We start from the raw sequence: 25,376 nt of genomic DNA, 5'->3' as shown, positions 1-25,376 counted from the left end.
AGGGCAGGGCGCATGGTCGGGCCGATCCTTGGGCAGGTGCGGCTATCTGAGCATGGCGCCGGGCCGGGCGGAATGGGATGAATCCGGTATTTGGTCACATTGTGATGAAAGCGGCCAAGTTTGACGGGATTGGCTCATCCGGCGCTGGCGCTCCTGCCTGAGGAGGACTACCGTCGAACGCTTCGCCCGCCCTTTTGCCCGCGCCCATGACCGAGCCCGCAACGCCCCCCGAGCACCTGCGCCGCAGCCTGTCCAACCGCCACCTGCAGTTGATCGCCATTGGCGGTGCCATCGGCACCGGCCTGTTCATGGGGTCGGGCAAGACCATCAGCCTGGCCGGCCCGTCCATCGTCTTCGTCTACCTGATCATCGGCGCGATGCTGTTCTTCGTGATGCGCGCGATGGGCGAGCTGCTGCTGTCCAACCTGCAGTACAAATCCTTCATCGATTTTTCCACTGATCTGCTCGGCCCCTGGGCCGGCTTCTTCTGTGGATGGACGTACTGGTTCTGCTGGATTGTCACCGCCATCGCCGATGTGATCGCCATTGCCGCCTACGCGCAGTTCTGGTTCCCCGGGCTTGAAGCCTGGAAACCGGCGCTGGCGTGCGTGATGCTGCTGCTGTCGTTGAACCTGGTGACGGTGAAGCTGTTCGGCGAGATGGAGTTCTGGTTCGCGCTGATCAAGATCGTGGCGATCTGCGCGCTGATCATCACCGGTGCCGGATTGGTGGCATGGGGCTTCACCTCGCCCAGTGGTCATACCGCGGCGCTGTCGAACCTGTGGAATGACGGCGGCATGTTCCCGATGGGCCTGGTCGGCTTCTTCGCCGGCTTCCAGATTGCAGTGTTCGCCTTCGTCGGCATCGAGCTGGTCGGCACCACGGCCGCCGAAACCGCCGACCCCGAGCGCAACCTGCCCAAGGCGATCAATTCGATTCCGGTGCGCATCATCATCTTCTACGTACTGGCGCTGATCGCGATCATGGCCGTCACCCCGTGGCGCCAGGTGGTGCCGGACAAGAGCCCGTTCGTGCAGCTGTTCGTGCTGGCCGGTATTCCGGCCGCGGCCAGCCTGATCAACTTCGTGGTGCTGACCTCTGCCACGTCCTCGGCCAACAGCGGCATCTTCTCCACCAGCCGCATGCTGTACGGCCTGGCTGAGGAAGGCCACGCACCGCGGGGGCTGTCGAAGTTGTCGCGCGCTGCAGTGCCGGCCCGCGGCCTGCTGCTCTCGTGCCTGTGCCTGCTCGGCGGCACGCTGCTGATCTACCTGATTCCGAACCTGGTGACCGCCTTCACCCTGGTCACGACGCTGGCCACGGTGCTGTTCATCTTCGTGTGGTCGCTGATCCTGGTGGCCTACATGGCCTATCGCCGCCGCTACCCGGAGCGCCACGCTGCCTCGATCTTCAAGATGCCCGGGGGCGTTGCCATGTGCTGGGCCTGCCTGGTGTTCTTCGCGGCCGTGCTGGTGCTGCTGAGCCTGCAGCCCGACACCCGCCAGGCATTGATCGCCAGCCCGGTGTGGTTCGTGCTGCTTGGCGTGGGGTATTGGGTGCGTCGGAAGACCGCGAAGTGATCCAACGTCTTCGTTCCATCCATTGACCCATCGTCTCCAGAGAGCTTCATCCACGCATGGCGTGGATCTACTGTCAGCCGCAGGAAACTGTCGAGGGCGGGTGGGTGTGGCCCGGCAGGACCGTTGGCGCCATGGATGGCGCCATCGAGCCCCCATGGATGGGTTTACGGCGTGTCCTGCCGGGCCACACCCACCCGACCAGCCCTCAACTGCCCAGCGCTGCTCTGGCTGTTGACGTTGCCTCTGCAGGTGCAGGGCGCAGCCCTGCCGGCCCCCATTCACCCGACATTAGCGGGCACGGCCGGATCATCCGGCCGCCATGTCCCCTCGCCCTCTCCTGCTAGCGCTGTTGCTGCTGCCCAGCCTGTGGCCCGGGCTGGCTGCCGCGCGCACCGTCTACCGCTGCGTGCAGGGCAACACCGTCAGCCTGGCCACCGCGCCGGAACCCGGTTCACGCTGCACCCCGAAGGAAATCGACGACAACGCCATCCAGACCCCGAACCTGTGGGGCAACATGGGCGTGTTCAGCGGCGTGCTGTACGAGCGCGAGCAGGATGGCGCGCTGGTCTACTCCACCCGCAACCTGCCCGGCTCGCGGGTGTTCCTGAAGTTCACCATGGCCACGCCGCCGGGCGAGCCGGCCCACGAAGGCCTGGGCAAGGTCGGCAAGCCGCAGCTGGCGCAGCACGCCAAACAGTTCAAGGCTGCGGCCAAGGCTACGGGCGTCGATGACGCGTGGCTGCGCGCGATTGCCCATGCTGAAAGCAACTTCGATGCGCTGGCGGTGTCCAGCAAGGGCGCACAGGGCGTGATGCAGTTGATGCCGGACACCGCGCAGGAGTACGGCGTGAATGATCCGTTCTCGCCCCAGCAGTCGATCGATGGCGGCGCCCGCTACATGCGCGCGCTGCTGCGTCGCTACAACGGTGATCGGCCGTTGGCGGCGGCTGCGTACAACGCCGGCATCGGCGCGGTCACCCGCTACAAGGGCGTGCCACCCTATGCCGAAACCCTGGCCTATGTGGACAAGGTGATGGCGCTGTACGCGCGCTACCGCGAGGCGATGGGCATCCGTACCGAGGTGCCGGCGCGCTAGGCCGGTGGCGCTGTACGCGCGGTGTAGCGCCGAGCCCATGCTCGGCTGCGCCAATTGCAGCCGAGCATGGGCTCGGCTCTACACAAAAGCTCCTCAGCGCGAGGTGGAGGTGCTGACCAGTTCGTAGCGTTCGATGCGGCCCAGGCGGGCAACCTCGGCCTGCACGTCGGCGCGTTGCTTCAGCGCACGCCAGGCCGCATCGATCTTCACGTCACCGGGCAACGACGGATAGGTGCGCATGTCCTGCAGGGAGGCCAGTGTCTCGCCGCGCTCGACGGGTGAGCGCAGCTGTTCGATCAGCACGGCAGCGGCGCCGTCGAGATTGCCCTCGTCCAGCAGCATCTCGCGCTGGAACAGGCGCGCGTCATCGCCCTGGGCCAGGATCGCTGCACGCGCGGCCTGTTCGGCCTTGGCATCGCCACGTTCACGGGCGGCAACGAACTGCAGCAGTGCCTGGGCCGCCTTGCCGTATCCGGCCAGGCCCGGCATGTCATTCACCGCGGTGGCGGCATCCTGCATGCGGCCCAGCGAACTGAACACGAAGCCGACGTTGAACTGGTGCTCGGCACCATCCGGGCCCAGTGCGCCGATGCGTGCGGCCAGTTTGGCTGCCGCCAGCGCATCATCGGTACGGCCCAGCCGGCGCAGCGCCGTAAGCCGGCTGTTGAGCAGCCACGCCACCCATTCGGCTTCCGCCGCCGGGGGCGACTCGCCCTCGGCCGCCGCACTGGCCATGCCATCGGTCAGTGCCAGCACTTCCTCGTTGCGGTCCAGCATCAGCAGCGTGCTGCTGAACTCGGCCATGCGTGCATCCAGCGCCCGGTCGAGCAGGCCGGAAACCCGCAGTTCGTCGAGGTGCTTCTGTGCAGCCTGCACCGGATCGAAGCGGGCATCGGCGCGGTCGACATAGCGGTCAAACCGTTTGTCACTGCGCAGGCGGATGATTTCGGCGGGACCGGTGATGCGCGCCAGCGTGGCGGGAATATCGTCGCCACGGCCGTTGTCGGCCTGCAGCGTGGCCAGTGCCAGCCACATTCCGGTGGGTTCCAGGCCGCCGCTCTTCCAGCCGTTGTCGAACAGCGCCTGCAGCAGTTCCATGCGCTGCTGCGGCTGGTCCCGCAGGCGGAACTGCAGGTAGTTGATCGCGTGGCGGTCCACCGGCAACGGCGCGTCGGCATGCTTCAGTGCCTGCACCAGGTGCTTCGTGGCGGGCGCTGGTTGGTTCTCGGACAGTTCCACCGAGACCAGGGTCAGCAGGATCTGCGCATCGTCCGGCAGTGCTTCCTGAGCGCGCTGCAGGTAGCGGCGGGCCTGATCCGGCTTCTTCTGCACCATCGCGGTCCAGCCGGCCACCTGCGCGGCGCGGCCGCGATGTTCGGCATCGAAGTCATCCAGCATCGGATCTTCCATCAGCCGTTCCATCGCGATCAGCGCGCCCAGCGTGTTGCCACTGCGCGACTGCTGGATGGCCTCATCCCATCGCGTGGCATAGGCCTGATGCATTGCATCGGCGGCGACGGACGGCTTCTGTGGCACCACCGTGATCGAAGCGGTGGCGGATGAACTGGCCAATGCGGCAATCAGCAGGGCGGCGAGGGGGACGATGCGGGGCATGGAGGATCTCCATCCGTGGGAACCGCATTGAACCCGCTGCAGCCAGCGAGAACAAGCGCGATGGATGGAACTCTGGCGTTTGGCCGTACGATTGGCCATGGCGGATCGTGCGTTCAGCGTCTATTGTCGGTGCCTCTTCAGGCAGCAGGCAGGCAGCGCAGCACGATGGCACGGTGGCAATGGATGGCGGCAGGCGTAGCGTTGGCGACGGTAGTGGCATTGGCTGCGACCTGGTGGGAGACACCGCTGCATACGCTGTCTGAACCGGTGGGTCCGGTTCCAACGCCGCTGGCGTGGACCGCGCAGATCGAACCGCTGGCCGGCGATGGCCACCCGGGTAACCGCGACGGCGCCGCCGCGCAGGCACGTTTCGCCGATCCGTACGCGTTGCTGCGCAGTGCCGATGGCAGCGTCTATTTCACCGATGCCGGCGACAACAACCGGATCCGTCGCCGCCTTTCCGATGGCCGCGTTGAAACGGTGGCCGGGCAGGGCGAGGGGCGCGTCGATGGCCCGGCACTGCAGGCCAGTTTCAATACGCCCTCGGGCATTGCCGCCGACGCGCAGGGCAACCTGTATGTGGCCGACACCGGCAACCATGCGATCCGCCGGATCGGCACCGATGGGCAGGTGACCACGCTGGCGGGTGGTGAACAGGGCTATGCCGATGGGCCGGCCGCGCAGGCGCGCTTTGATGCGCCGATGGGCATCGCGGTGGACGCGCAGGGCCAGGTCTACGTGGCCGATACCTACAACGACCGCATCCGGGTGATCGGTACTGATGGCAACGTGCGCACCCTTGCCGGCGGTGAGCGCCCGGGAATGGCCGATGGCGTGGGCGCTGCGGCGCGCTTCGATACGCCGGTGGCACTGGCCTTCGATGCGCAGGGCGCGCTGCTGGTGGCCGATCTGTTCAACAACGCGGTACGCCGCATGGGCGCTGATGGCACGGTCAGCACCGTGGTCGCCGCCGGTGGCGTGATCAATGGGCCGCTGTCGCTGGCCACCACTCACGACGGCGTGCTGTACGTGGGTGATCTTGATGGCCGCATCGTGCAGGTGACGCCGCAGGGCCACCAGATCGCGCTGGTCGGCAACGGTCGTCTGCCGCGCCTGGCCCGCCCCAGCGGATTGGCGATGGATGCCGATGGCAGCGTGCTGGTGGCCGACGCCGCCAGCTACCGTCTGCATCGCCTGCGCCCACTGCCGGTAGGCGACCTGCCCGCGCCGGCACTGGTCGGCCCGGCCGCCGATGCCGCCCTGCCCGATACCGGCGGGCGCTGGCCGTTGGCGCCGCAGGATGGCTGGCACGAAGTAGTCGGCACACTGGGTGAAGTGCGCGGCAACTTCAAGGGCGAGAGTCGCCATCACCTGCACGGTGGCTTCGACGTGCGCGGTGATGTGGGCCAGACCGTGCTGGCGATCGCCGATGGCAAGATCAGCAGCCCGATGGCGGCCTGGAGCCTGGGCGAGCAGGCCGAGGGCCTGGCCGTGGATCGCCTCAAGTACATCCACATGCGGGTGGGCCGCACCCCACGCAATGAACCGTTCGATGCGCGCTGGCAGGCACTGTACGACGAGCAGGGCAAGCTGGAGCGGATGCGCGTGCGGCGCGGCATGCGCATCCACGTCGGCGATCGCCTGGGCAGCATCAACAACCAGGCGCATGTGCACCTGGCCGTGGGTACTGGTGGCTTCGAGACCAATGCCGTGGCGCTGGGCTTCCACAACTACGCCGACCACTTCGCACCGCGCATCACCGATGTGGCGCTGCTGGACGACACCGACCAGCCCATGGCCGCCGGCAGCGACGGCGTGGTGATGGTGGCGCGGCAGGGGCGTGGCGTGCAGATCGTGATCGAGGCCTGGGACCAGGTTGACAACAACCTGCCGCGTCGACGCCTGGGCATGTACCAGGTGGGCTACCAGATCCTCGATGCGGCTGGGCAGCCGCTGCAGGGTTACGAGCAGCCGCGCTGGAACATCGTGTTCAACCGCATGCCGCCGCAGAAGGAAGCGGTGCGCGTGGCCTACGCCCCCGACAGTGGGATCACCGTGCATGGCAGCGCGGTGACCCGTTTCCGTTATCTGGCCACCAACACCGTGCGTGACGGCCTGATGGAAACCGGGCGTTGGCAGCCGTCGGCGCTGCCGCCGGGTGAGTACATCGTACGCGCCAGCGTGCGCGACTACAGCGGCAACGACGGCATCGGCCTGCGCGAGATCAGGGTACGGCTGCTGCCATAGCCGCGGCCGGGGCGCCGCAGCGTTCGCGCTCGGCGTCCATGTCTTCCAGCGGCCGCACTTCGATGCTGCCGAAGCGTGCCCAAGGGAAGTCGCGGGCGATGCGCATGGCTTCGTCGCGGTCGCGGGCGACGATCAGGTTGAAGCCGGCCAGCAGTTCGCGGGTTTCGGCGAACGGGCCATCCAGTACGCGGCTGTGGCCGTCACGCACGCGCAGCGTCTGCGCGGTGTCGACCGGCTGCAGCTTCTGTGCGGCCAGCAGCGTGCCTTCGGCCTGCAGCTTGTCGGCATGGGCCAGGCAGTCGCGCATCAGCGCGTTGAATTCTTCGATGGGCAGGGCCTGCAGCAGGGCAGGCTCGATGTAGATCAGAAGCAGGTACTGCTGCATGGCACGGTCCTGGCGGGGGCGGGGTGCCCATGATGGCGCAGGTTTGCCTGCCGGCATGCTGCAGCGCGAAAAGCCGCCTGCGGCGGGCGATCGGCGAACGGCGGAGCCCCTCCGTGGTGGGGTGGGTTGGTCGCTGAAAGCGGGTTTCCTGAGGGTGGGCCGGGCGGGTGGGATTGGCGGGGACGCCGTGAACCCGTCCATGGGGGCTTAGCCGCGCCATCCATGGCGCGGATACCCCGCCAACCCCACCCGCCCGGCCCCAGACAGATTCCGGCGGCCGATCCACCACGGGAAATCAACAACAAGAGCAAAAGCGGGTCGCTTCGCTCGCAAAGCAGAGGCCGCCAGCCAACCGCCGTTGCTTTTGCTGTTGCTGTTGCTGTTGCTTTTGCCTTTTCTCTTGATCTTCCCGTGGTGGGTACCGGAGGCAAGAAACTGTCCAAGGCCGGGTGGGTAGGCGGGGCGGGGGTGTCCGCGGCATGGATGCCGCGGCCAAGCCCCCATGGATGGGTTTACGGCGTCCCCCGACCCGCCTACCCACCCGGCCAAACCCATGAACCCGAGCTTTCAGCGACCAACCCAAACCCGCCACGGAGGGGCTCCGCCGTTCGCCGCCTCCCGCCGAAGGCGTGCTTTCCACGCAGAAAAAAAATTTCCGGAAACGTGTCGATTCCGATGACCCTGGTTCGTTGTACCCAGTGAAGGGCACGCACCACGCGTCCCCACGGGAGACTGCAATGAAAGTGATGGTGATCGTGAAGGCCAACGCCGACTCCGAAGCCGGCCGCATGCCCAGCGAACAGGAACTGTCCGAAATGGGCGCCTTCAACGAACAACTGGTGGCCGCCGGCATCATGCTGGCCGGTGAAGGCCTGCACGCCACCCAGCGCGGTCGCCGCATTCACTTCGGCAGTGGCGCACCCAGTGTCGAGGCCGGTCCGTTCGGTCCCGCCAGCGAACAGATCGCCGGCTTCTGGCTGTGGGACGTGCGGTCGCTGGAGGAAGCTGTCGAGTGGGCCAGCCGCGCGCCGTTCGGCAGTGGCGGCACGCTGGAACTGCGCCCGCTGATCACTGCCGAAGACTTCGGTGAAGCCTTCACCCCCGACTTACAGCAGCAGGAACAGCGTCTGCGTGCACAGCTGGAAGGTTGATCCGATCCATTTCCCCGCCGGGCATGGCCCGGCGATGCCGCCCTGAAACCCTCAACGGAGTAGTGCCATGAAACTGATTCCCTTCCTCGGCTTCAGCGGCCAGGCCCACGATGCGATGGCGTTCTACGCCAAGGCACTCGGTGGCCAGGTCACGTCGGAAATGAAATACCGCGACATGCCGCCCTCCGATGGCTCGCCGGGCTGCAACGAGATGCCGCCGGAAACCCTCGACCACGTCGCGCACAGCCAGCTGGAGATCGGCAACGCCATCCTGATGGCCGCCGATGGCCCCGGCGGTGGCGAGGGTGGCTCGACCACCATCAATGTCGATGTTGACAGCATCGAAGAAGCCGAGCGCGTGTTCGCGGCGCTGGCCGAAGGTGGCCAGGTGCAGATGCCGATCGCCGAAACGTTCTGGGCGCACCGCTGGGGCATGCTGATTGATCGCTACGGCAAGCCGTGGATGGTCAATTGCATGAAGCAGCCCTGATCCCTCCCTCTTTCCTCTTCATCCACAAGGAGCGTTACCAATGAGTGCACCACAACCGCAGATGATCTTCGTCAACCTGCCCGTGCAGGATCTGGAGAAGTCCAAGGCGTTCTTCACCGCGCTGGGCTACAGCTTCAATCCAACCTATACCAATGACGATGCGGCTGGCATGGTCATCAGCGAAAGCATCTACGTGATGCTGCTGACCCAACCTTTTTTCCAGCAGTTCACCAACAAGCCGATTGCCGATGCGCACACCCACACGGAAGTGATCAATGCGCTCTCGGCGCCCAGTCGCGAGGCCGTTGATGTGCTGGTGGACAAGGCACTGGCCGCCGGCGCCAGCGAGCCGCAGCCGGCGCGCGACCTGGGCTTCATGTACCAGCGTGGCTTCCAGGACCTGGATGGCCATCTCTGGGAAATCGCACACATGGACGGCGAACCGGGCTGACGGCCGCCGCAAGGGAGAACCCTCATGGCTTACGTGGATGCTTACGTGCTGCCGTGCCCGCAGGACAAGGTGGCGGCCTACCGCCGCCTTGCCCGCAAGGCCGGCGCGGTGTGGAAGGACCATGGCGCGCTGCAGTACATGGAGTGCGTGGCCGACGACGTGGAGCCGGGCAAAAGCACGTCATTCCCGCGCGCGGTGAAAGCCAGGCCCGGTGAAACGGTGATCGTCGCCTTCGTGGTGTTCCGCTCGCGTGCGGCACGCGACCGCATCAACGCCAGGGTGATGGCCGACCCGCGGCTGGCGTCGCTGGGCCCGAAGGACATGCCGTTCGATACCAAGCGCATGTTCTGGGGCGGCTTCAAGCCCATCGTCGAAGCGTGAGCCATGGCGCTTGTGCGGGCCGGGCGTGCGTGCTGTGATCGGCGCATGCTCGATCCCGCACTGACGCAGCGTCTGGAAACCCTCTGGCGGATGGAGTCGCCGGTGTTGATCGCGCGCCTGGCGCGGCTGCTCGGGGGCGATGTCGGCCGCGCCGAGGAGCTGGCCCAGGACACCTGGCTGGCCGCGCTGGAGCGCTGGCCGGAGCAGGGCATCCCGGACAATCCCGGAGCCTGGCTGATGACCACCGCGCGCAACCGTGCCATCGATGTGCTGCGCCAGCACCAGCGCGTGGCGCAGCAGCATGCGCAATGGGGTGAGGAACTGCATCCGGCACCCCTGCCAGCGCCGGATGACAGCCAGGCGCTGGAAGATGACCTGGGGGACGACCTGCTGCGCCTGATGTTCGTGGCCTGCCATCCGGTGTTGCCGGCCGATGCGCGGGTGGCACTGACCCTGCGCCTGCTCGGTGGCCTGACCACGACCGAGATCGCCCGCGCCTTCCTGCAGCCCGAGCCGACCATCGCCCAACGCATCGTGCGCGCCAAACGCACCCTGGCGCAGAAGCAGGTGCCCTATGAAGTGCCGCGCGCGGAGGCGATGCCCGAGCGGCTGGCTTCAGTGCTGGAGGCGATCTACCTGGTCTTCAACGAAGGCTATGCGGCCAGTGCCGGTGACGACTGGATGCGTCCGGCGCTGTGCGACGAGGCACTGCGACTCGCGCGCATTCTGGCGCACCGGCTGCCGGTGCCGCCGGTGCTGGGCCTGCTGGCGCTGATGGAGCTGCAGGCCTCGCGTGCCGCAGCACGGACCGATGCGCAGGGCGTGCCGGTGCTGCTGGACCAACAGAACCGCGCGCGCTGGGACTGGCTGCAGATTGAACGCGGGCAGCAGGTGCTGGCGCGCGCGCTGGCCGCCGGTGGCGGCGACGATCCCTATGTGCTGCAGGCGCGCATCGCAGCGTGCCATGCGGCGGCGCGGCGTCCCGAAGATACCGACTGGCCGCGCATCGCAACGCTCTATACGCAGCTGTTGCAGGTGCAGTCCTCGCCAGTTGTCGCATTGAACCGCGTGGTGGCGATACTGCGCAGCGACGGTGCCTTCGCAGCCTGGGCGCAGCTGCAGCCGTTGCTGGTGGACGCGCGACTGCGCGAGTACGCGCCGCTGCAAGTGGTGCACGGGGAACTACTACAGGCGTTGGGACGCGACTTGGACGCACGTCACGCTTTTGCGGAAGCCGCCAGACTCAGCCAGAACCAGGCAGAGCGCGGCCTGCTGCGGCAACGGGCTGGTCTGCCTCCCGCGGAGTGACCCCGACGAAGGCAGCACTTGTCGGCAGCCCCGTGAGCCGTTATGTTTCGCGCCCAGCGGACGCGTCAGCGTCCACTTTCCATGCGTATTGACCGAGGAGCGGTTGGATGTATTCAAGGACGAAGAGCGCATCGCGCGCTTTTGCGCGCCTGCTTGCCTGTGCCCTGTGCCTGGCCGTATGGCCGATGGCCGTGCAGGCGGCAGACAAATCACAGCAGGCCTATTGGGCCGGTTTTGCCTACACCGCTGATGCCGCCGCCGTGCAGGCGACAACGCCGCATGCGCATGCGGTGCTGGAACAGCGCGGCCTGATTCCGTTGAACCAGGCGCTGGCACAGTCGCTCAAGCGCCGCGCCCCGGCCCACCTGCAGCTGATTGACCAGCCGGTGGCGATGCTCGACGGCACGACCAGCGCGACCGTGCTGGCCGCGGCACTGGACCGCGAACTGGTCTCGGTCGAGCCGATCGGTGACCAGTACAAGGTGCTGGTGGAAGTGGCGCTGCAGGCGCTGTTCTTCGACTTCCGCGAGCGCCAGGTGATCGCGTCCTATCCGCTGACCCTGCAGCGCATCGACGTGCAGGATTACCGGCCGGACAACGACGATATCGACGCGATCGTTGCCGATCTCCTGTACGGCAGTGCCGATACCAGCCTGTCGCAGGTGCTGGCCGCCAGCCTCGCCCAGGCCAAGCTGCCCGATGCCGCCGTGCGTCGCCTGCAGGTCGGTGGCGTAACCCTGTCCGACGCGGTCCGCGCCAAGCTGCCCGACCCGAAGTGGGACGCCCCGCTGCGCGCCACGCTGGCCCACGAACTGTCCAAGACGCTGTCGTCCAATACCGGCGTCGGCCTGCTGCCGCCGGCCTCAGGCCAGGCGATCGGTGGTGCGATGGCGGCGCGCTTTGCCGACGGCAAGGTCTACCAGCTGAAGATTCCCGAGCCGGACTACGTCATCAACCTGCAGGTCGATGCGTTGAAGAACGGCGTGATCGAAGAAACCCCGGCGATGAAGACGATGCTGTTCGGCGCGTTCTTCACCGCCAAGGTGACCGAGCCGTTCTCCGGCAAGGTCTATTTCGAACAGCCGCTGCGCAAGGGGGCCACCAAGGTGGTGCCGGTCACGCAGTGGCAGGTCGACCAGTGGTCGGCCAGCTACGAAACCCTGCTGGCGGGCCTCGATGCCTTCGCCGGCGCCGCCGCCAAGCGCGCCGATTCGCGCGGCTGGCTGGACGAACAGAAGCCGGGCGGCCGCCCGTTGCAGCAGCAGACCCAAGCCCTCCAGGAGTTGATCAAGTCATGTCGTTGATGCGTACCATCCTGCTCATCCTCATCGCCCTGGTGGTGGCCTCGCCGGTCGCTGCGCAGACCGCCAGTTCGCGCGGTACTGGTTCGGCCAGCTACGGCCTGCGCCTGAGTGCCGACACCCGTGCCCAGGCCCTGAACAAGGCCAAGGTCAATGCACTGGAGGCGTACATTGCCGAAACCGGTGCGGCCAAGCTGCGCCTGTTCGAAGCGCGCCGCGCCGAGTTCATCGGCGAGATCGACCGCTACGTGCTCAGTGCCGTGCAGCTGTCGGACACCGAAGACAAGAAGGCCAAGACCTACACCGTCACCGTCCGCGCCGAGATCAACACCACCCTGCTGCAGACCAAGCTGGATGCAGGTTCGGCCGTGGCCGGTGCCACCGCCGCCCAGCGTTCGCTGCTGACCTTCCTGTTCATGGCGCGCTCGCAGGACACCGTGCAGTCGTTCCAGGACAAGGAATACCGCCGCGTCGACGCCAGCAGCAGCTACAGCGAGAACACCCGTGAAGGCGACAGCTTCCGCGGCAACTCGGTCAGCACCAACGGCAGCATCAACCAGAACGGTTCGATGTCGGTCACCAGCGGTGGCAGCACCACCCAGCGCAGCGACAACATCAGCTGGAAGGTGGCCAACGCGGCCGAAGTGAACACCGCGATGACCGGTGCCTTCAGCGCCGCCGGCTACGAAGTGGTCGAAGCCGAATACGTGGAAGGCGAGTCGCGCGGCCTGCTCAGCATCGAGCGCATCCGCAAGGACTTCAGCACCGGCAATGACCTGGCTCCGGCCACCCTGCGTGATACCGCCAACGGCATTCGTGCGGCCAACATTCCGTACATCGCCGTCGGCACCCTCGACGTCGGCATGCGCGACCGCGATCCGGCCAGCGGCAACACCCGCGTGTTCGTCACCGTTACCGGCAAGGTGCTGGACGTGACCGGTCGTTTCCCGCGCACCGTGTCGTCGGTGGGCCCGGTGCAGTTCTCCGGTACCGGTCCGAACGAAACCGTCGCCCGTACCAACGCGCTGCAGCTGGCGGCCGAAAAGGCCGCGCAGCAGATGATCAACGAACTGAACGTCAAGGCGGTCCGCTGACGTTACCGCTGCGCTCGCCGGGCATGGCCCGGCGCTACCGGCTCTGGTGGGTGCCGAGCTTGCTCGGCACTGACTCGCTGCCATCCCCGATCTCGCGTGCCGCGCTGCGGCCGTCTTTCTCATAAAGGAAATCCCATGATCCGCACTACCGCTCTTGTCGTGGCCATCGCTGCCGCCACCCTGTCGATGCCGGCCCACGCTGGCCTGGGCAAGCTGAAGGACCTGGCCGGTGCCGCCACCGGCACCTCCAGCAGCAGCGCCTCCAGCGCCGCCGCTCCGGACGAAGCCGCGCAGGAAGCGCTGGTGCGTCGTTTCGTTACCTCGCAGTCGCACTCGCTGCAGGCCCAGACCTCGTTCGCCCGCGCCTTCGGCCTGGCCGAGCAGGTGCAGCTGCTGGAAGCCGAGCGCCAGGCGCTGTCGTCGGGTTCGGTCAGCGTCGATGCGATGAAGAAGTCGGTGTCGGTCAGCGAAGCGGCGCAGGCGGCGATCAACGAGCGCCAGGCCGCACAGCCGGAACTGAACGCTGAATCCAAGCAGCACTACGCCGAAGGCCTGGTCTCGCTGCTGTCCTCGGCGGCCGAAGCACAGAAGCTGGGCGGCGAAGCCAGCAACTTCACCGCCGGCATGAAGAACCTGGGCGCGACCCAGCTGGCCACCGTCGGCCGCAAGCTGGCGGCAGGTGCATGGGTGGCCAAGGAGTCGCCGGGCTTCATCCAGGGCCTGTACGGCTCGACCAAGTCGGCCGTGACCTTCGCCAAGAAGAGCAAGGTGAAGGTGCCGTCCAACGCCGATTCGATGCTCGACAAGCTCTGATCCGAGGCGAATCTCCATGCGTATGACCTACCGTTTGATCGGCCTGGGCCTGGCTGCCACGCTGCTTGCAGCCTGTGGCAAGCAGGACACCCCGGCCGCCGCGCCCGCCAAGGACAAGGCAACCAGTGCACTGGCCAGCAATGCGCCCGTGGAAGCAGCGCCCCTGCGTGGCACGCCGGATTTCGGCGGCACCACCCAGGTCGCGCGCGAAGCCGACGGCATCGGCAGCACCCCGGAACTGGCGGTGCTGGCGGCATTGCAGTCGGCGGTGGCGCAGGTCAACGGCGTACGCGTGGCCAGCCAGATGCAGAGCCTGCGTGCAGGCCTGCATGTGGATGTGGATGACGAACACGTCGGCGATATCCGCGCCGACGCGTTCACCCAGCAGATGATCGCCGGCTCGCAGGGCGCGGTGCTGGGCTATGAAATCCTGTCGCAGGAAGAAGTGCGGCAGCTGGACGAGGAAACCATCGCCCGCGTGCGCGCCAGCGACGAAGGCTGGAGCTTCAAGGGCTCGGCGTCGGCCAGTGCGTCCGGCGAAGCCTCGGCCAAGGGCGGTTCGGCCTCGGCCAGTGTCAAGCAAAGCTACGACGAGAAGGTGAGTGTTGATGCCACGCGTGGCGCCAGCTCCTACGATTCCGATGTGACCCATCGCAGCATGCGCAGCTACTGGAAGGTGCGCGTGCGCGCACAGATCGCCCAGTACCGTGCACCGGACGAGCAGGGCAAGCCGAAGATCGTGGTTGCACTGCCGCGCACCAAGGCCGGCAGCTACGCCGTGGGCGACGGCCGCGTGGACGCGGACGAAGTGGCCGACGCGATCCGCGCACGCCTGTCCGACACGCTGACCCAGACCCAGCGCTTCATCGTGCTGGACCGCGAGTTTGGTGACGAGCTGCAGGCCGAGATCGACCACATCAACAGCGGCAACGTGCGACTGCAGGACACCGCACGCGTGGGCCAGCAGCTGGCGACCGACCTGATCCTGATCCCGACCATCGAACGTTTCGAGTACCCGCGCAGCGTGCGCAACCTGCGCATGTCCGACCGCCAGGTGACCTCGTACTCCGGTGGCGGGCGCATCACCCTGCGCCTGATCAACGCCACCACCGGCCAGGTGGTGATGTCCGACAGCTTCGACCACCAGCTGGCCTCGACCGGCCCCAGCACCCTGCCGCGCGTGGTCAACGGTCGCAACATGGCCGCGGCGATGATGGAATCGCTGTCCGGCCAGATCGGCACCACCATCGTCACCACCCTGTTCCCGGTGTCGGTGGTCTCGGTGGACGGCGACCAGGTGGTACTGAGCCAGGGCGGCGAAACGCTGCAGGCTGGCCAGCGCTGGCAGGCCGTGCGCCTTGGCGAAGAACTGAAGGACCCGCAGACCGGCCGCTCGCTGGGCCGCAGCGAACACCCGTGCTGCACCATCCGCATCGATCGCGTGGCTGCGCAGACGTCCTACGGCACCATCGAAGACGGCGTAGACGCGATGCGCGGCGGCTTCCGCCCGGGCCAGATCGAACTGCGCCAGAAGCTGGGCAGCAAGCCGGCAACGGCCGCCGCAGGCGCGACCGCCTCGGCCGCTCCCGCCGCCGCACGCCCGGCGGCCAAGCCGAAGCCCAAGGCCGCGGCGGCCCCCGCCGAAGACCCGAACTGGTAACAGGCTGAAGCAACACACAGATGGGATCAGAGCCCTTTCCCGCAGGGAAAGGACTCTGACCCCTTCTTGTTTCCGTCCGTGTCGACCAAGGTCGACACCTACCAACAGCGGCGTGTCGACCAAGGTTGACGCCCACCAACAGCAGCAGAAATGTGTCGAAGGCGGGGTGGGTCCGGTTGCGGGGGTGTCCGCGGCATGGATGCCGCGGCCAAGCCCCCAAGGGTGAGGGCGCTTTGCTTGCGAAGCATTGCTTCGCAAGCGCCCGAACGCACAGCCGCCAGCGGCTGGGCCGGTCTGGGGGTTTACGGCGTCCCCCGCAACCGGACCCACCCCGCCATCCCACCGAATGCCTGCTTCTGCTGTTGCTGTTGCTCCAGCTGTTGCTGCTGCCCTGGCTTCGGCAGGTGCAGGGCGCAGCCCTGCCGAATCCCATTACACTCCAGAGAGATTTCCCTGCTGGAGAGAGCAATGAAGCGAGTAGCACTGGGCCTGCTGGCCCTGTCAGTGTCGAGCGCACTGATGGCCGCCACCCCGAAATTCGACGGCGCGCGGATCTCCGCCGACGTCAAGGAACTGGCCTCCGACGCCTACGAAGGCCGCTCCCCGGCCACCGCCGGCGAAGAGAAGACCATCGCCTTCCTCAGCAAGCAGTTCGCCGATGCCGGCCTGCAGCCGGGCGGTGACCTCAAGGATGGCAAGCGCCTGTGGACCCAGGCCGTGCCGCTGCGCAAGGGCGACATCGTCGGCGCACCGCAGCTGGCGCTGCACCAGGGCGGCAAGACCGTTGCGCTGGAGCAGGGCAAGCAGATCGCCGTGCGCGCCGCCATGAACGGCGCCAGCAACGTCGATATCAGCAAGGCGCCGCTGGTGTTCCTCGGCTACGGCGTGAAGGCCCCGGAGCGCAACTGGGACGACTTCAAGGGCGTGGACCTCAAGGGCAAGATCGCCGTCGTGCTGATCAACGACCCGGACTTCGAGACCGGCCAGGGCGACTTCGACGGCAAGGGCATGACCTACTACGGCCGTTGGACCTACAAGTACGAAGAAGGTGCCCGCCAGGGCGCGCTGGGCGTGCTGATCGTGCACGAGACCGCACCGGCGTCGTACGGCTGGGCCACCGTGGCCGGCTCCAACACCAACACCATGTTCGACGTGGTGCGTGACAACCCGGCCGACAGCCACCCGCTGCTGGAAGGCTGGATCCAGCGCGACCTGGCCGTGGAGCTGTTCCGCTCTGCCGGGCAGGACTTCGAAGCGCTGAAGAAGAAGGCGCAGCAGCGCGACTTCACCCCGGTGCCGCTGACCGGCGCCAGCCTGGACGCGAAGTACGCGGTGAAGACCGAAGTGATCACCTCGCACAACGTGGCCGCACGCCTGGAAGGCAGCCGCCACCCGGACGAGACCATCGTCTACAGCGCGCACTGGGACCACATCGGCGTGGGCGAGCCGGACGCGCGTGGCGACCGGATCTTCAATGGCGCACTGGACAACGCCAGTGGCACCGCATCGCTGATCGAACTGGCGCGCGGCTTCGCCAAGGCCAAGCGCCCCGAGCGCTCGGTGCTGTTCCTGGCGGTCACCGCCGAGGAAAAGGGCCTGCTGGGTTCGGAGTACTACGCCACCCATCCGCTGTACCCGCTGGAAAAGACCGTGGCGGTGATCAACATGGATGGCATGGCACCGTTCGGGCCGTCGCGTGATTTCGGCATCTACGGCGCCGCGCGCTTCGAGCTGCTGGACCAGCTGAAGGACGTGGCCAAGGGCTGGGACATCCGCTACACGCCGGACCCGAAGCCGGAAGCCGGCCTGTTCTTCCGCTCCGATCACTTCCCGTTCGCCAAGCGTGGCGTGCCGGCGCTGTCCTGGTCGGCCGGCCAGGACTGGGTGGATGGCGGCGTGGCCGCGGGCAAGAAGGCCTCCGAGGACTACACCGCCAAGCGTTACCACCAGCAGGGCGACGAATGGCAACCGGACTGGGTGTTCGCCGGTGCCGCCCGCGACCTGGAAGTGCTGTACACGCTGGGCAACCAGCTGGCCAATTCGCGCAGCTGGCCGAACTGGAGCAGGGACGAGTCGTTCCGCGCCGTGCGTGACGCCAGCGCCGACCAGCGCAAATAACGGCGTTCGGTAGTGCCGGCCGCTGGCCGGCATTGCCCTCGCCCGGAAACGCCGGGCCATGCCCGGCGTTTCCGTAACGGCTTCCATCCCCGCTTTCGGGCCCTTCGTCGCAGCCCGCTTGTTTGCCCGGCGGGCCGCCCTATGCTCGGCTCACCCCCTTCCTCCAAGGCGCCGCCGTGTTTGCCAGCCTCTCTCTCCTGCTTCGTCACCTGCTGGCCTGGGCTGCGGCGCTGTTTGTCGCCGGCATGGTCTGGAGCGGCATCTTCAGCGGCATGAACGATGGCCCGGGCTGGATCTTCGGCCTGCTGGCGATGTTCCTGATGATTTCCGCGCTGGGCAGCGCGATTACCCATGTACGCCGCGTCTGGCTGGTCGCCGGCCGGCTGGATTCGACCACGCTCTCCGGCCGCCAGCGCCGCCAGGTGGAACTGCCGATGGATGCCGGCCAGGCATTCTCGGTGGTGGAAGCGGCCATCGCCGAACTGCCGCGCGTTGAAGACGTGGAAAGTTCGGCCGGCAGCCTGCAGGTACGGGCCTACGTGCGCCGCGTGGATGCCTGGAACGGCCGCCAGCCGTCGCGCTGGAATCTGCCGGCTCGGCTGGCGATCAAGCGCAACAGCGTGCTGGCGACGGTCACGCCGGGGCAGGGCACCAGTACCGTCACTCTGCTGTTTGAACCGGATGCCGGCTGGTGGGCCGACCTGCTGGCGCTGGATGAGGGCAGCAACTTCGAGAACGCCGAAGCGGTCACCCGCGCGATCAGCCGCCGCGTGGCCGACCAGCGTCGCGACGAGCAGGCCGCGGCCGAGCAGACCCAGGTGGAAAAGGAACTGTCGGTAGCCCGGTTGAATCTGCTGCATGCGCAGGTGGAACCGCACTTCCTCTACAACACGCTGGCCAACGCGCAGGTGCTGACCCGCACCGACCCGGCACGTGCCGACCAGATGCTGGGCCACCTGATCCAGTACCTGCGCAGCTCGTTGCCACAGGTGGACGAATCGCTGTCCACGCTGGGCGTGGAGCTGGAGCGCACCCGTGCCTACCTGGAGATCCTGCGTATCCGCATGGGCGCACGGCTGGGGGTGGAGGTGCAGGTGCCGAACGAGCTGCACGGCGTGCAGCTGCCGGCGATGGCGCTGCAGACGCTGGTGGAGAACGCGATCAAGCATGGCCTGGAACCCAAGCCCGGCGGTGGCACGATCTGGATCCTGGCGCGTGGCTTCGATGACCATGTGACGGTGACGGTGGCCGATGATGGCCTCGGCTTCGGCCAGGGCACCAGCGGTACCGGCATCGGCCTGAAGAACCTGCGCGAGCGCCTGCGCCTGACCTGCGGTGAGCAGGCCGGCGTGGCGATCGTCGCCAACTTCCCCAGCGGCGTGGCCGCAACCATGACCCTGCCGCAGTCGAACAAGGAGCGCAGCCATGCCGCTTGAGGCGCTCATTGCCGAAGACGAGGAACTGCTGCGGCAGTCGCTGGTCGAGCAGCTGGGGCGGTTGTGGCCGGACCTGAAGCTGGTGGCCGAGTGCGAGGATGGCGCCAGTGCACTGGAGCAGCTGGCCGAGAAGCAGCCGGACATCGCCTTCCTCGACATTCGCATGCCCGGCATCAGTGGCATTGAAGTAGCCCGTTCGCTGTCCGAGCTGAGCCCGCGCACCCAGGTGGTGTTCGTGACCGCCTACGACCAGTACGCCATCGACGCGTTCGAGCAGGGCGCGATGGATTACCTGCTGAAGCCGGTCAGCGACGAGCGCCTGCTGGCCACCCGCGAACGCATCCTGTCGCGGCTGCCATCAACGCGCCAGGACGATGCCGTACTCGAGCGCCTGCTGCGGCGCCTGGGGCCACCGCAGGGTGCGGCAGAGCGCCCGCCATTGGCCTGGATCACCGCCAGCAACGGCCGCGAGACGCAGCTGATCATGCTGGAAGACGTGGCCTACTTCCGTGCCGACAACAAGTACACCACCGTGGTGACCGCTGCCGGCGAGAGCCTGTTGCGCACGCCGCTGCGCGAACTGCTGGAAGTGCTCGACCCGCAGCATTTCCGCCAGATCCATCGCTCGACCATCGTCAACATGAAGGCGGTGGCGGCGGTCAGCCGCGACGATACCGGGCGCGGCGTGCTGCGCCTGCGTGGGCGCACGGAGACGCTGGTGGTCAGCCAACCTTTCATGAGCCTGTTCCGCGGCATGTAGCCGCATCCTGGAGGCACCATGCGCCTGTTCCTGTTTGCCTGCATCGCTGCGTTGTCGTTGGCCGGCTGTGAGAAATCCAGCAATACCTCGATCACCCGCACCCGTGCCAACGGCGTGGACACGCTTTACAGCAAGGGCAGCGTGGTCGACGGCGAGGCACGGTTCCAGTGCATCGCCAGCAGTAGTGGCCAATGCCACTACCTGGTGCTGGACCCAGCGTGCAGTACCGACGCCGCGTGTGCGACGCCACCATTGCGCCGGTTTGCCGTGGCGGTGGGGAAGACCGAGGCGATGCGTGACCTGCCCAGCGGCTTCCACCAGTGCGTCAGCCAGGACCCGATAGAACACTGCCACCGTGAGTGATCACGGTGGCAGTGTGGGTCCCCCCGCTTCCCTGAAGGGTCAGTAGGCAGGCTGCAGTGTCAGGTCGTGGTGGTGCTCGTTCTCGCCCACATGGTTCAGGCGGCCGACCAGTTCGGAGTGCTGCTTCATGCGCCCGATCTCGGTCATGATGCGGATGTCCTCGTGGCGCAGCTCGCGCTTGGCGGTGACCGCCTGCTTGTAGTCCAGCACTTCCGGATAGTGCTCGGCCAGGTCAAGCGCCTCGGCCACGTGCTCGACGCTGTCGGCTTTGGAGCTGATGCGGGCGCGGCTGTTGAACGCCTTCATCCAGCGCTCGAAGCCGGCCTGCTGATCGAACATGTTGGCCATGAACCAGATCACGAACAGGATCGACACCCACGAGCCGAACACGATCACCACGCGGGTGAAGGTGATATGGAAGTCGTCGCGCCACAGGTAGTTGGCGATCAGGCCCAGGATCAGCAGCGAGGCCGCCTGCCAGCCGACGATCGAGGCGATCAGCCACTGGCACTTGGCCTGGGCCAGCACAGCCACTTCATCGCGGATCTGCTGCTCGCTGAGGTTGCGCCAGTGCGCCACCTGTTTGTCGAACGGGCTGCTGTAGAGCTCGTTGTCGCGAAGCAGAATTCCCAAACCCTTGAACAAGGCAATCATGGCTGGCTCCTTGTGGAACGTGCGTCGATCAGCATTGGACGGTGTGGCGGATCCAGTTCTAGCACTTCCAGCGAGCCGTGCAATGGGGGCAATGCCAAGCGGCGCAAGGGTTTGACCGGTGGGAGTGAAAATTGATGCGATGCAGCATCGCAGTCACGGCCTGCGACAGGATGTCGCAGGGTGAAACGTGCTGCGACCGCACATGAAACCGTCGCTGAGCGGGGAGGCTCGCCGCCGGAGGCGTGATCGCCGAGAATCGGAGCCAACCGCGCAAGACGCGACTGTTCTTCCGCCTCTCCTGGACCTGTGATGCCGGCTTTGCTGCAGCGACTCTCCCGCCCCGTCACGGCGCCGATCCGACGCTGGGTACTGGACGCCTTCCCGCGCGGCCAGAGTGGTATCGACTACGACCATCCGCAGGGCGATCCGGGCTGGTTCGGCCCGGACAGCGTCACCTGGCGGCTACACGCCGAATTTCCCTCGATGCTCGCCGGTGGCCTGTGCGCGCTGATGCTGCAGACCCTGCACCCACGCGCGCTGGCCGGGGTCTATGACCACTCCAATTTCCGCCAGGACCTGGTGGGTCGGCTGCGCCGCACCACGGCCTTCGTTGCCGGCACCAGCTATGCGCCCAGCGGCGAGGTGGAGGCGCTGGTGGCCAGGGTGCGCCGCATCCATGCGCAGATCCGCGGCCAGACCGCGCAGGGCGAGCCCTACGCCGCCGACGATCCGCAGTTGCTGACCTGGGTGCACGTGACCGAAGCCTTCGGTTTCCTGCAGGGGTTCCGACGCTACGGGCGCGAGGTGCCGGCGCACATCGCCGACCGCTACTACGAGGAGTACCGCTGCGTGGCCGAGGCACTGGGCGCGGTGGATGTACCGCGCAGTGAGGCAGAAGTGGCGGCGTACTTCTGCGCGCGGCAACCGGAACTGCGCGTGGATGAGCGCTCGCGCGAAGTGCTGGAGGTCTTGTCCGGCGTGCGCCTGCCGGTACCGGTGCCGGGGCTGTCGCGCGAAGTGTTCCTAGGTGCAGGCGCGGCGCTGCTGCCGGACTGGGCCGAGGGCATGCTGGAACGCAATGGTCGCCAGCGTGCGCAGGCAGCAGCTTCAGCGAAGTTGATGCAGGGCATGGCGCCGCTGTTCCGCCGCGCGCTGCCCGACGGCCTCGCCAGCCGCGCCTGCACGCGCATGGGCGTGCCGGTGGACGTCCTGCGTGAGTGGTCCACCGTTACCTGGTAGGTGCCAACCTTGGTTGGCACGCATTTCGCGCGGTGCCGCAGAAGCGCCAACCAAGGTTGGCATCTACCCGAGCGGATTCCGCGGTAGATCCACGCCGTGCGTGGATGCGCTTCACCCGGCCGACTTCAATCCACGCAACAGCATCTCCAGCGCCGCCGTCGCCTGCCGCAGGCGCGTGTCGCCATCTTCGCCGTCGGCGATCCAGAACGCGGCCTCGGCCAGGCTGCCGTAGATCAGCGACGCCAGCGCCTGCGCATCCACCGGCGCCACCACGCCCTGCGCAACCAGAAGTTCGATCAGGTGCTGCATCGAGTGCACGCAGTGGCGCTGCGATTCCGGTGAGGCGCCACCCAGCACCGCGCGCGCATCGCGCAGCACGATGCGCTGGATCTCCGGCTCCAGTGCCATCTCAAGATAGGCACGACACCGCTGCACGAAACCCTCCCAGGCATCTTCGGCGGTATCACTGATCGCCTGCAGGCGCTGGTCGGTCTCGGCATCCAGCTGCGCGACCACCGCTGCCAGCAGGCCCTTCTTGTCACCGAAGTGGTGGTACAGCGCGCCACGGGTCAGCCCGGCCTGGGCGGTCAGGTCGTCCATCGAGGTGGCGGCATAGCCATGCGTGCTGAACACCCGGCGGGCGGTGGTCAGCAGGGTGGCGCGGGTTTCTTCCATCTCGGCGCGGGTGCGACGAACCATCCGGAGCTCCTTACATACACAGTGCATGATTATTTACATACGGCGCGTATGAATGTAGCCTCTTATTCATACGCTCTGTATGTATTGTCGTGGCGCGCCGTGCGCCAGGCAAGTCGCTGCCCTGGAGATCCTGATGGCCACCCCCTATCGCGACCTGTTCGCGGCCCCCGGCACCGCCGGCCTCGCCCTGGCCGGGTTGCTGGCACGCCTGCCGCTGCCGATGACCGGTATCGGCATCATCACCCTGCTGTCCCAGCTGCGCGGCAGCTATGCACTGGCTGGTGCGGTGTCGGCCACGTTCGTGCTGACCTACGCGCTGCTGTCACCGCAGGTGTCGCGCTGGGTTGACCACCGGGGCCAGGGCAGGGTGCTGCCGTGGGCCACGGCGGCCAGTGCGGCGGGGCTGCTGTTGCTGCTCGCGTGCACGCTGCTGGCCGCGCCGGACTGGACGCTGTTCATTGCGGCGATGCTGGCCGGCTGCATGCCCAGCGTGTCGGCGATGGTGCGCGCGCGCTGGACCGCGATCCATCGCGGCCGCCCGCAGCTGCAGACCGCGTATTCGCTGGAGACCGTGTTCGACGAGGTGACCTTCATCGCCGGGCCACCGCTGTCGGTGGGATTGTCGGTTGCGGTGTGGCCGCAGGCGGGCGTGCTGGCGGCAGCATTGCTGCTGGTGATTGGAGTGGCCGCACTGGTAATGCAGCGTGGCACCGAGCCGCCGCTGCAGCACCGCAAAGGTGACGTACCCTCGCGTTCGTTGCTACGGCAGCCGGAGATCCGCTTGCTGGCGTTGCTGATGCTGGCGATGGGCGTGATTGTCGGCACCGTTGACATCACCAGCGTGGCGTTCGCCGAAGAGCGGGGCAAGCCGCTTGCCGCCAGCGCGGTGCTGTCGGCCTATGCGCTGGGCAGCTGCACAGCGGGCCTGCTGTTCGGTGCACTGAAGCTGCAGGCACCGTTGCCGCGCCTGTTGCTGGCCGGCGCAGCGGCCACCGCACTGACCACGTTGCCGTTGCTGTGGGTGGGCAACCTGCCTGCACTGGCCGTTGCCGTGCTGCTGGCCGGGGTGTTCTTCGCGCCGACGATGATCGTGGCGATGTCGCTGGTCGAACAGCACGTGCCCGAATCGCGCCTGACCGAGGGCATGACCTGGTTGCTGGCCGGATTGAACATCGGCGTGGCGCTGGGCGCGGCGCTGTCCGGACAGAGCGTTGATGCAGGGGGCGTGCGCAGCGGCTTTGTCGTTGCGCTGCTCGCAGGCGTTGCCGTGCTGCTGTTCGCCATGCTCGCGCAACGTGCACTGCGCCCGTCCGCCGCGTCCACATCCCCTGAAGGAATCATCCCGTGAGCGCTTCCTCGCCTGCGCACGCCGCGCCTGTGCCCCGCCATCCGTGGTGGGCAGTTTCCGCCGTCGGCCTCGCCACCTTCTCGGTGGTCACCACCGAAATGCTGCCGGTGGGCCTGCTGACCCCTATCGCCGAAGATCTCGGCGCGTCTACTGGTACCGCCGGTCTGATGATCTCGCTGCCGGCCCTGCTGGCGGCCCTGTTCGCACCGCTGGTGGTGATCGCAGCCGGTGGCATCGATCGCCGTCGCATCCTGTGCGCGCTGCTCGCGCTTCTGCTGGTCGCCAACCTTGCGTCGGCACTGGCACCGGGCATCGGCTGGCTGTTGGCCGCGCGCGTGCTGGTGGGGTTCTGCATGGGCGGCATCTGGGCCATCGCCGGTGGGCTGGCCGCGCGACTGGTGCCGGCTCACCGCACCGGCATGGCCACCTCGATCATCTTCGGTGGCGTGGCCGCCGCTTCGGTGCTGGGCGTGCCGCTGGGCGCGCTGATCGGGGATGCATTGGGCTGGCGCAGCGCGTTCGTGGCGATGGCGTTGTTCAGTGCGGCGGTGATGCTGCTGCATCTGCGGGTGGTGCCTGTATTGCCTGTCAGTACATCGGTGCGGCTGCGGCAGTTCGTGCAGCAGCTTGGCGAGCGCGACCTGCGGCGTGGCCTGTGGCTGACCGTGCTGCTGGTGTCCGGGCACTTCATCGCCTTCACCTATGTGCGGCCGCTGCTGACGTCCGTCTCCAGCGTGGATGCGTCGTGGATCGGTGCACTGCTGTTTGCCTACGGCCTGGCCGGCATCGCCGGCAACTTCATCGCTGGGCCACTGGCAGCACGCCATCCACGTGGCACGGTGCTGGCGATCGCATCGGGCCTGCTGCTGACGCCGCTGTTGTTCCTGTGGGTGGGAAACACACCGTCCGCTGGCATCGCGGTGCTGCTGCTGTGGGGCCTGGCCTATGGCGGTGTATCGGTGGGCCTGATGAGCTGGATGTTGAAAGCGGCGCCGCAGGCCGTGGAGATCGCCACCGCGCTGTATGTGGGGGTGTTCAACACCGGCATCGCGCTCGGGGCGTGGGGCGGTGGACGGCTGCTGGATGGCATCGGGCTGCACGCCACGCTGTGGGCTGCGGCGATGTTGGCGGGGAGTGCGCTGCTGATGGTTGCCACCACACGCAGGTAGATCCGCGCCGTGCCGACCA

The 25,376-nt window shown here is 67.2% G+C and carries 23 protein-coding genes; 19 read left to right on the top strand and 4 right to left on the bottom strand.

Annotated features, from left to right (window positions below):
- Nucleotides 1-206 precede the first annotated feature (206 nt).
- Both cycA and RI032_RS06820 read left to right on the top strand, forming a co-directional pair.
- Nucleotides 207-1,580, top strand: a complete 1,374-nt coding sequence (gene cycA, locus RI032_RS06825; RefSeq protein ID WP_322548034.1) for a D-serine/D-alanine/glycine transporter — start codon at nt 207-209, stop codon at nt 1,578-1,580.
- A 319-nt stretch (nt 1,581-1,899) separates the two neighbouring features.
- Entirely contained in the window at nt 1,900-2,676 is a 777-nt protein-coding gene (locus RI032_RS06820) for a lytic transglycosylase domain-containing protein (RefSeq protein ID WP_317215289.1), read from the top strand.
- Nucleotides 2,677-2,769: 93 nt separating this feature from the next.
- On the opposite strand, the gene RI032_RS06815 is transcribed toward RI032_RS06820, so the two are convergent.
- Nucleotides 2,770-4,290, bottom strand: a complete 1,521-nt coding sequence (locus RI032_RS06815) for a tetratricopeptide repeat protein (RefSeq protein WP_134958839.1) — start codon at nt 4,288-4,290, stop codon at nt 2,770-2,772.
- A 165-nt stretch (nt 4,291-4,455) separates the two neighbouring features.
- On the opposite strand from RI032_RS06815, the gene RI032_RS06810 reads away from it, so the two are divergent.
- Entirely contained in the window at nt 4,456-6,537 is a 2,082-nt protein-coding gene (locus tag RI032_RS06810; RefSeq protein ID WP_322548033.1) for an NHL repeat-containing protein, read from the top strand.
- Here the strand turns inward: RI032_RS06810 and RI032_RS06805 are convergent.
- Nucleotides 6,515-6,922 (bottom strand): YciI family protein, encoded by a 408-nt coding sequence (locus RI032_RS06805; RefSeq protein WP_010484148.1) that lies wholly within the window; start codon nt 6,920-6,922, stop codon nt 6,515-6,517. The genes RI032_RS06810 and RI032_RS06805 overlap by 23 nt on opposite strands.
- A 737-nt stretch (nt 6,923-7,659) precedes the next feature.
- On the opposite strand from RI032_RS06805, the gene RI032_RS06800 reads away from it, so the two are divergent.
- From RI032_RS06800 to RI032_RS06740, 13 genes are all read left to right on the top strand, one after another.
- Nucleotides 7,660-8,073, top strand: a complete 414-nt coding sequence (locus RI032_RS06800; RefSeq protein ID WP_260363986.1) for a YciI family protein — start codon at nt 7,660-7,662, stop codon at nt 8,071-8,073.
- Between the two features lie 67 nt (nt 8,074-8,140).
- A complete protein-coding gene (locus tag RI032_RS06795; RefSeq protein ID WP_106551248.1) occupies nt 8,141-8,563 on the top strand; it encodes a VOC family protein in 423 nt (140 codons plus the stop codon).
- 40 nt (nt 8,564-8,603) lie between these two features.
- Nucleotides 8,604-9,014: a VOC family protein gene (locus tag RI032_RS06790; RefSeq protein WP_049480831.1), complete on the top strand. Its 411-nt coding sequence runs from the start codon at nt 8,604-8,606 to the stop codon at nt 9,012-9,014.
- Nucleotides 9,015-9,038: 24 nt separating this feature from the next.
- Nucleotides 9,039-9,395, top strand: coding sequence for a DUF1428 domain-containing protein (locus RI032_RS06785; protein WP_019660895.1), 357 nt, complete (start codon nt 9,039-9,041; stop codon nt 9,393-9,395).
- Nucleotides 9,396-9,440: 45 nt separating this feature from the next.
- Nucleotides 9,441-10,703 carry an RNA polymerase sigma factor gene (locus tag RI032_RS06780; protein ID WP_322548032.1) on the top strand — a complete coding sequence of 421 codons (1,263 nt, stop codon included), beginning with the start codon at nt 9,441-9,443 and terminating at the stop codon, nt 10,701-10,703.
- A gap of 107 nt (nt 10,704-10,810) precedes the next feature.
- Complete coding sequence (locus RI032_RS06775) at nt 10,811-12,007, top strand: hypothetical protein (protein WP_019660897.1); 1,197 nt, start codon at nt 10,811-10,813, stop codon at nt 12,005-12,007.
- The gene (locus RI032_RS06770; RefSeq protein ID WP_019337987.1) at nt 11,998-13,098 is read left to right on the top strand and encodes a hypothetical protein; all 1,101 of its coding nucleotides are present in this window, start codon (nt 11,998-12,000) and stop codon (nt 13,096-13,098) included. The genes RI032_RS06775 and RI032_RS06770 overlap by 10 nt, the downstream gene beginning before the upstream one ends.
- Nucleotides 13,099-13,233: 135 nt before the next feature.
- Nucleotides 13,234-13,911, top strand: a complete 678-nt coding sequence (locus tag RI032_RS06765) for a hypothetical protein (protein ID WP_019337988.1) — start codon at nt 13,234-13,236, stop codon at nt 13,909-13,911.
- 16 nt (nt 13,912-13,927) lie between these two features.
- Nucleotides 13,928-15,571: a CsgG/HfaB family protein gene (locus RI032_RS06760; RefSeq protein WP_322548031.1), complete on the top strand. Its 1,644-nt coding sequence runs from the start codon at nt 13,928-13,930 to the stop codon at nt 15,569-15,571.
- A gap of 468 nt (nt 15,572-16,039) precedes the next feature.
- A complete protein-coding gene (locus RI032_RS06755; RefSeq protein ID WP_049435182.1) occupies nt 16,040-17,689 on the top strand; it encodes a M28 family metallopeptidase in 1,650 nt (549 codons plus the stop codon).
- 176 nt (nt 17,690-17,865) lie between these two features.
- Nucleotides 17,866-19,125, top strand: a complete 1,260-nt coding sequence (locus RI032_RS06750; protein ID WP_043398922.1) for a sensor histidine kinase — start codon at nt 17,866-17,868, stop codon at nt 19,123-19,125.
- On the top strand, nt 19,115-19,885 hold the full coding sequence (locus RI032_RS06745; RefSeq protein WP_322548030.1) for a LytR/AlgR family response regulator transcription factor: 771 nt from the start codon (nt 19,115-19,117) through the stop codon (nt 19,883-19,885). The genes RI032_RS06750 and RI032_RS06745 overlap by 11 nt, the downstream gene beginning before the upstream one ends.
- Nucleotides 19,886-19,903: 18 nt before the next feature.
- Nucleotides 19,904-20,248 (top strand): hypothetical protein, encoded by a 345-nt coding sequence (locus RI032_RS06740; RefSeq protein WP_043398917.1) that lies wholly within the window; start codon nt 19,904-19,906, stop codon nt 20,246-20,248.
- 39 nt (nt 20,249-20,287) lie between these two features.
- On the opposite strand, the gene RI032_RS06735 is transcribed toward RI032_RS06740, so the two are convergent.
- On the bottom strand, nt 20,288-20,902 hold the full coding sequence (locus RI032_RS06735) for a hypothetical protein (protein ID WP_010484135.1): 615 nt from the start codon (nt 20,900-20,902) through the stop codon (nt 20,288-20,290).
- A gap of 309 nt (nt 20,903-21,211) precedes the next feature.
- On the opposite strand from RI032_RS06735, the gene RI032_RS06730 reads away from it, so the two are divergent.
- Nucleotides 21,212-22,141: an oxygenase MpaB family protein gene (locus RI032_RS06730; protein ID WP_322548029.1), complete on the top strand. Its 930-nt coding sequence runs from the start codon at nt 21,212-21,214 to the stop codon at nt 22,139-22,141.
- 111 nt (nt 22,142-22,252) lie between these two features.
- Here the strand turns inward: RI032_RS06730 and RI032_RS06725 are convergent, their stop codons facing one another.
- Nucleotides 22,253-22,840 carry a TetR/AcrR family transcriptional regulator gene (locus RI032_RS06725; protein ID WP_322548028.1) on the bottom strand — a complete coding sequence of 196 codons (588 nt, stop codon included), beginning with the start codon at nt 22,838-22,840 and terminating at the stop codon, nt 22,253-22,255.
- 133 nt (nt 22,841-22,973) lie between these two features.
- Between RI032_RS06725 and RI032_RS06720 the strand changes: the two genes are divergently transcribed.
- Nucleotides 22,974-24,188 (top strand): MFS transporter, encoded by a 1,215-nt coding sequence (locus RI032_RS06720; protein ID WP_322548027.1) that lies wholly within the window; start codon nt 22,974-22,976, stop codon nt 24,186-24,188.
- Entirely contained in the window at nt 24,185-25,357 is a 1,173-nt protein-coding gene (locus tag RI032_RS06715) for an MFS transporter (RefSeq protein ID WP_322548026.1), read from the top strand. The genes RI032_RS06720 and RI032_RS06715 overlap by 4 nt, the downstream gene beginning before the upstream one ends.
- Nucleotides 25,358-25,376 lie beyond the last annotated feature (19 nt).

It is taken from the genome of Stenotrophomonas geniculata (assembly GCF_034508895.1).
GTDB classification, from domain to species: Bacteria; Pseudomonadota; Gammaproteobacteria; order Xanthomonadales; family Xanthomonadaceae; genus Stenotrophomonas; species Stenotrophomonas geniculata.
This window is presented reverse-complemented; position numbering and strand designations above follow the sequence as displayed.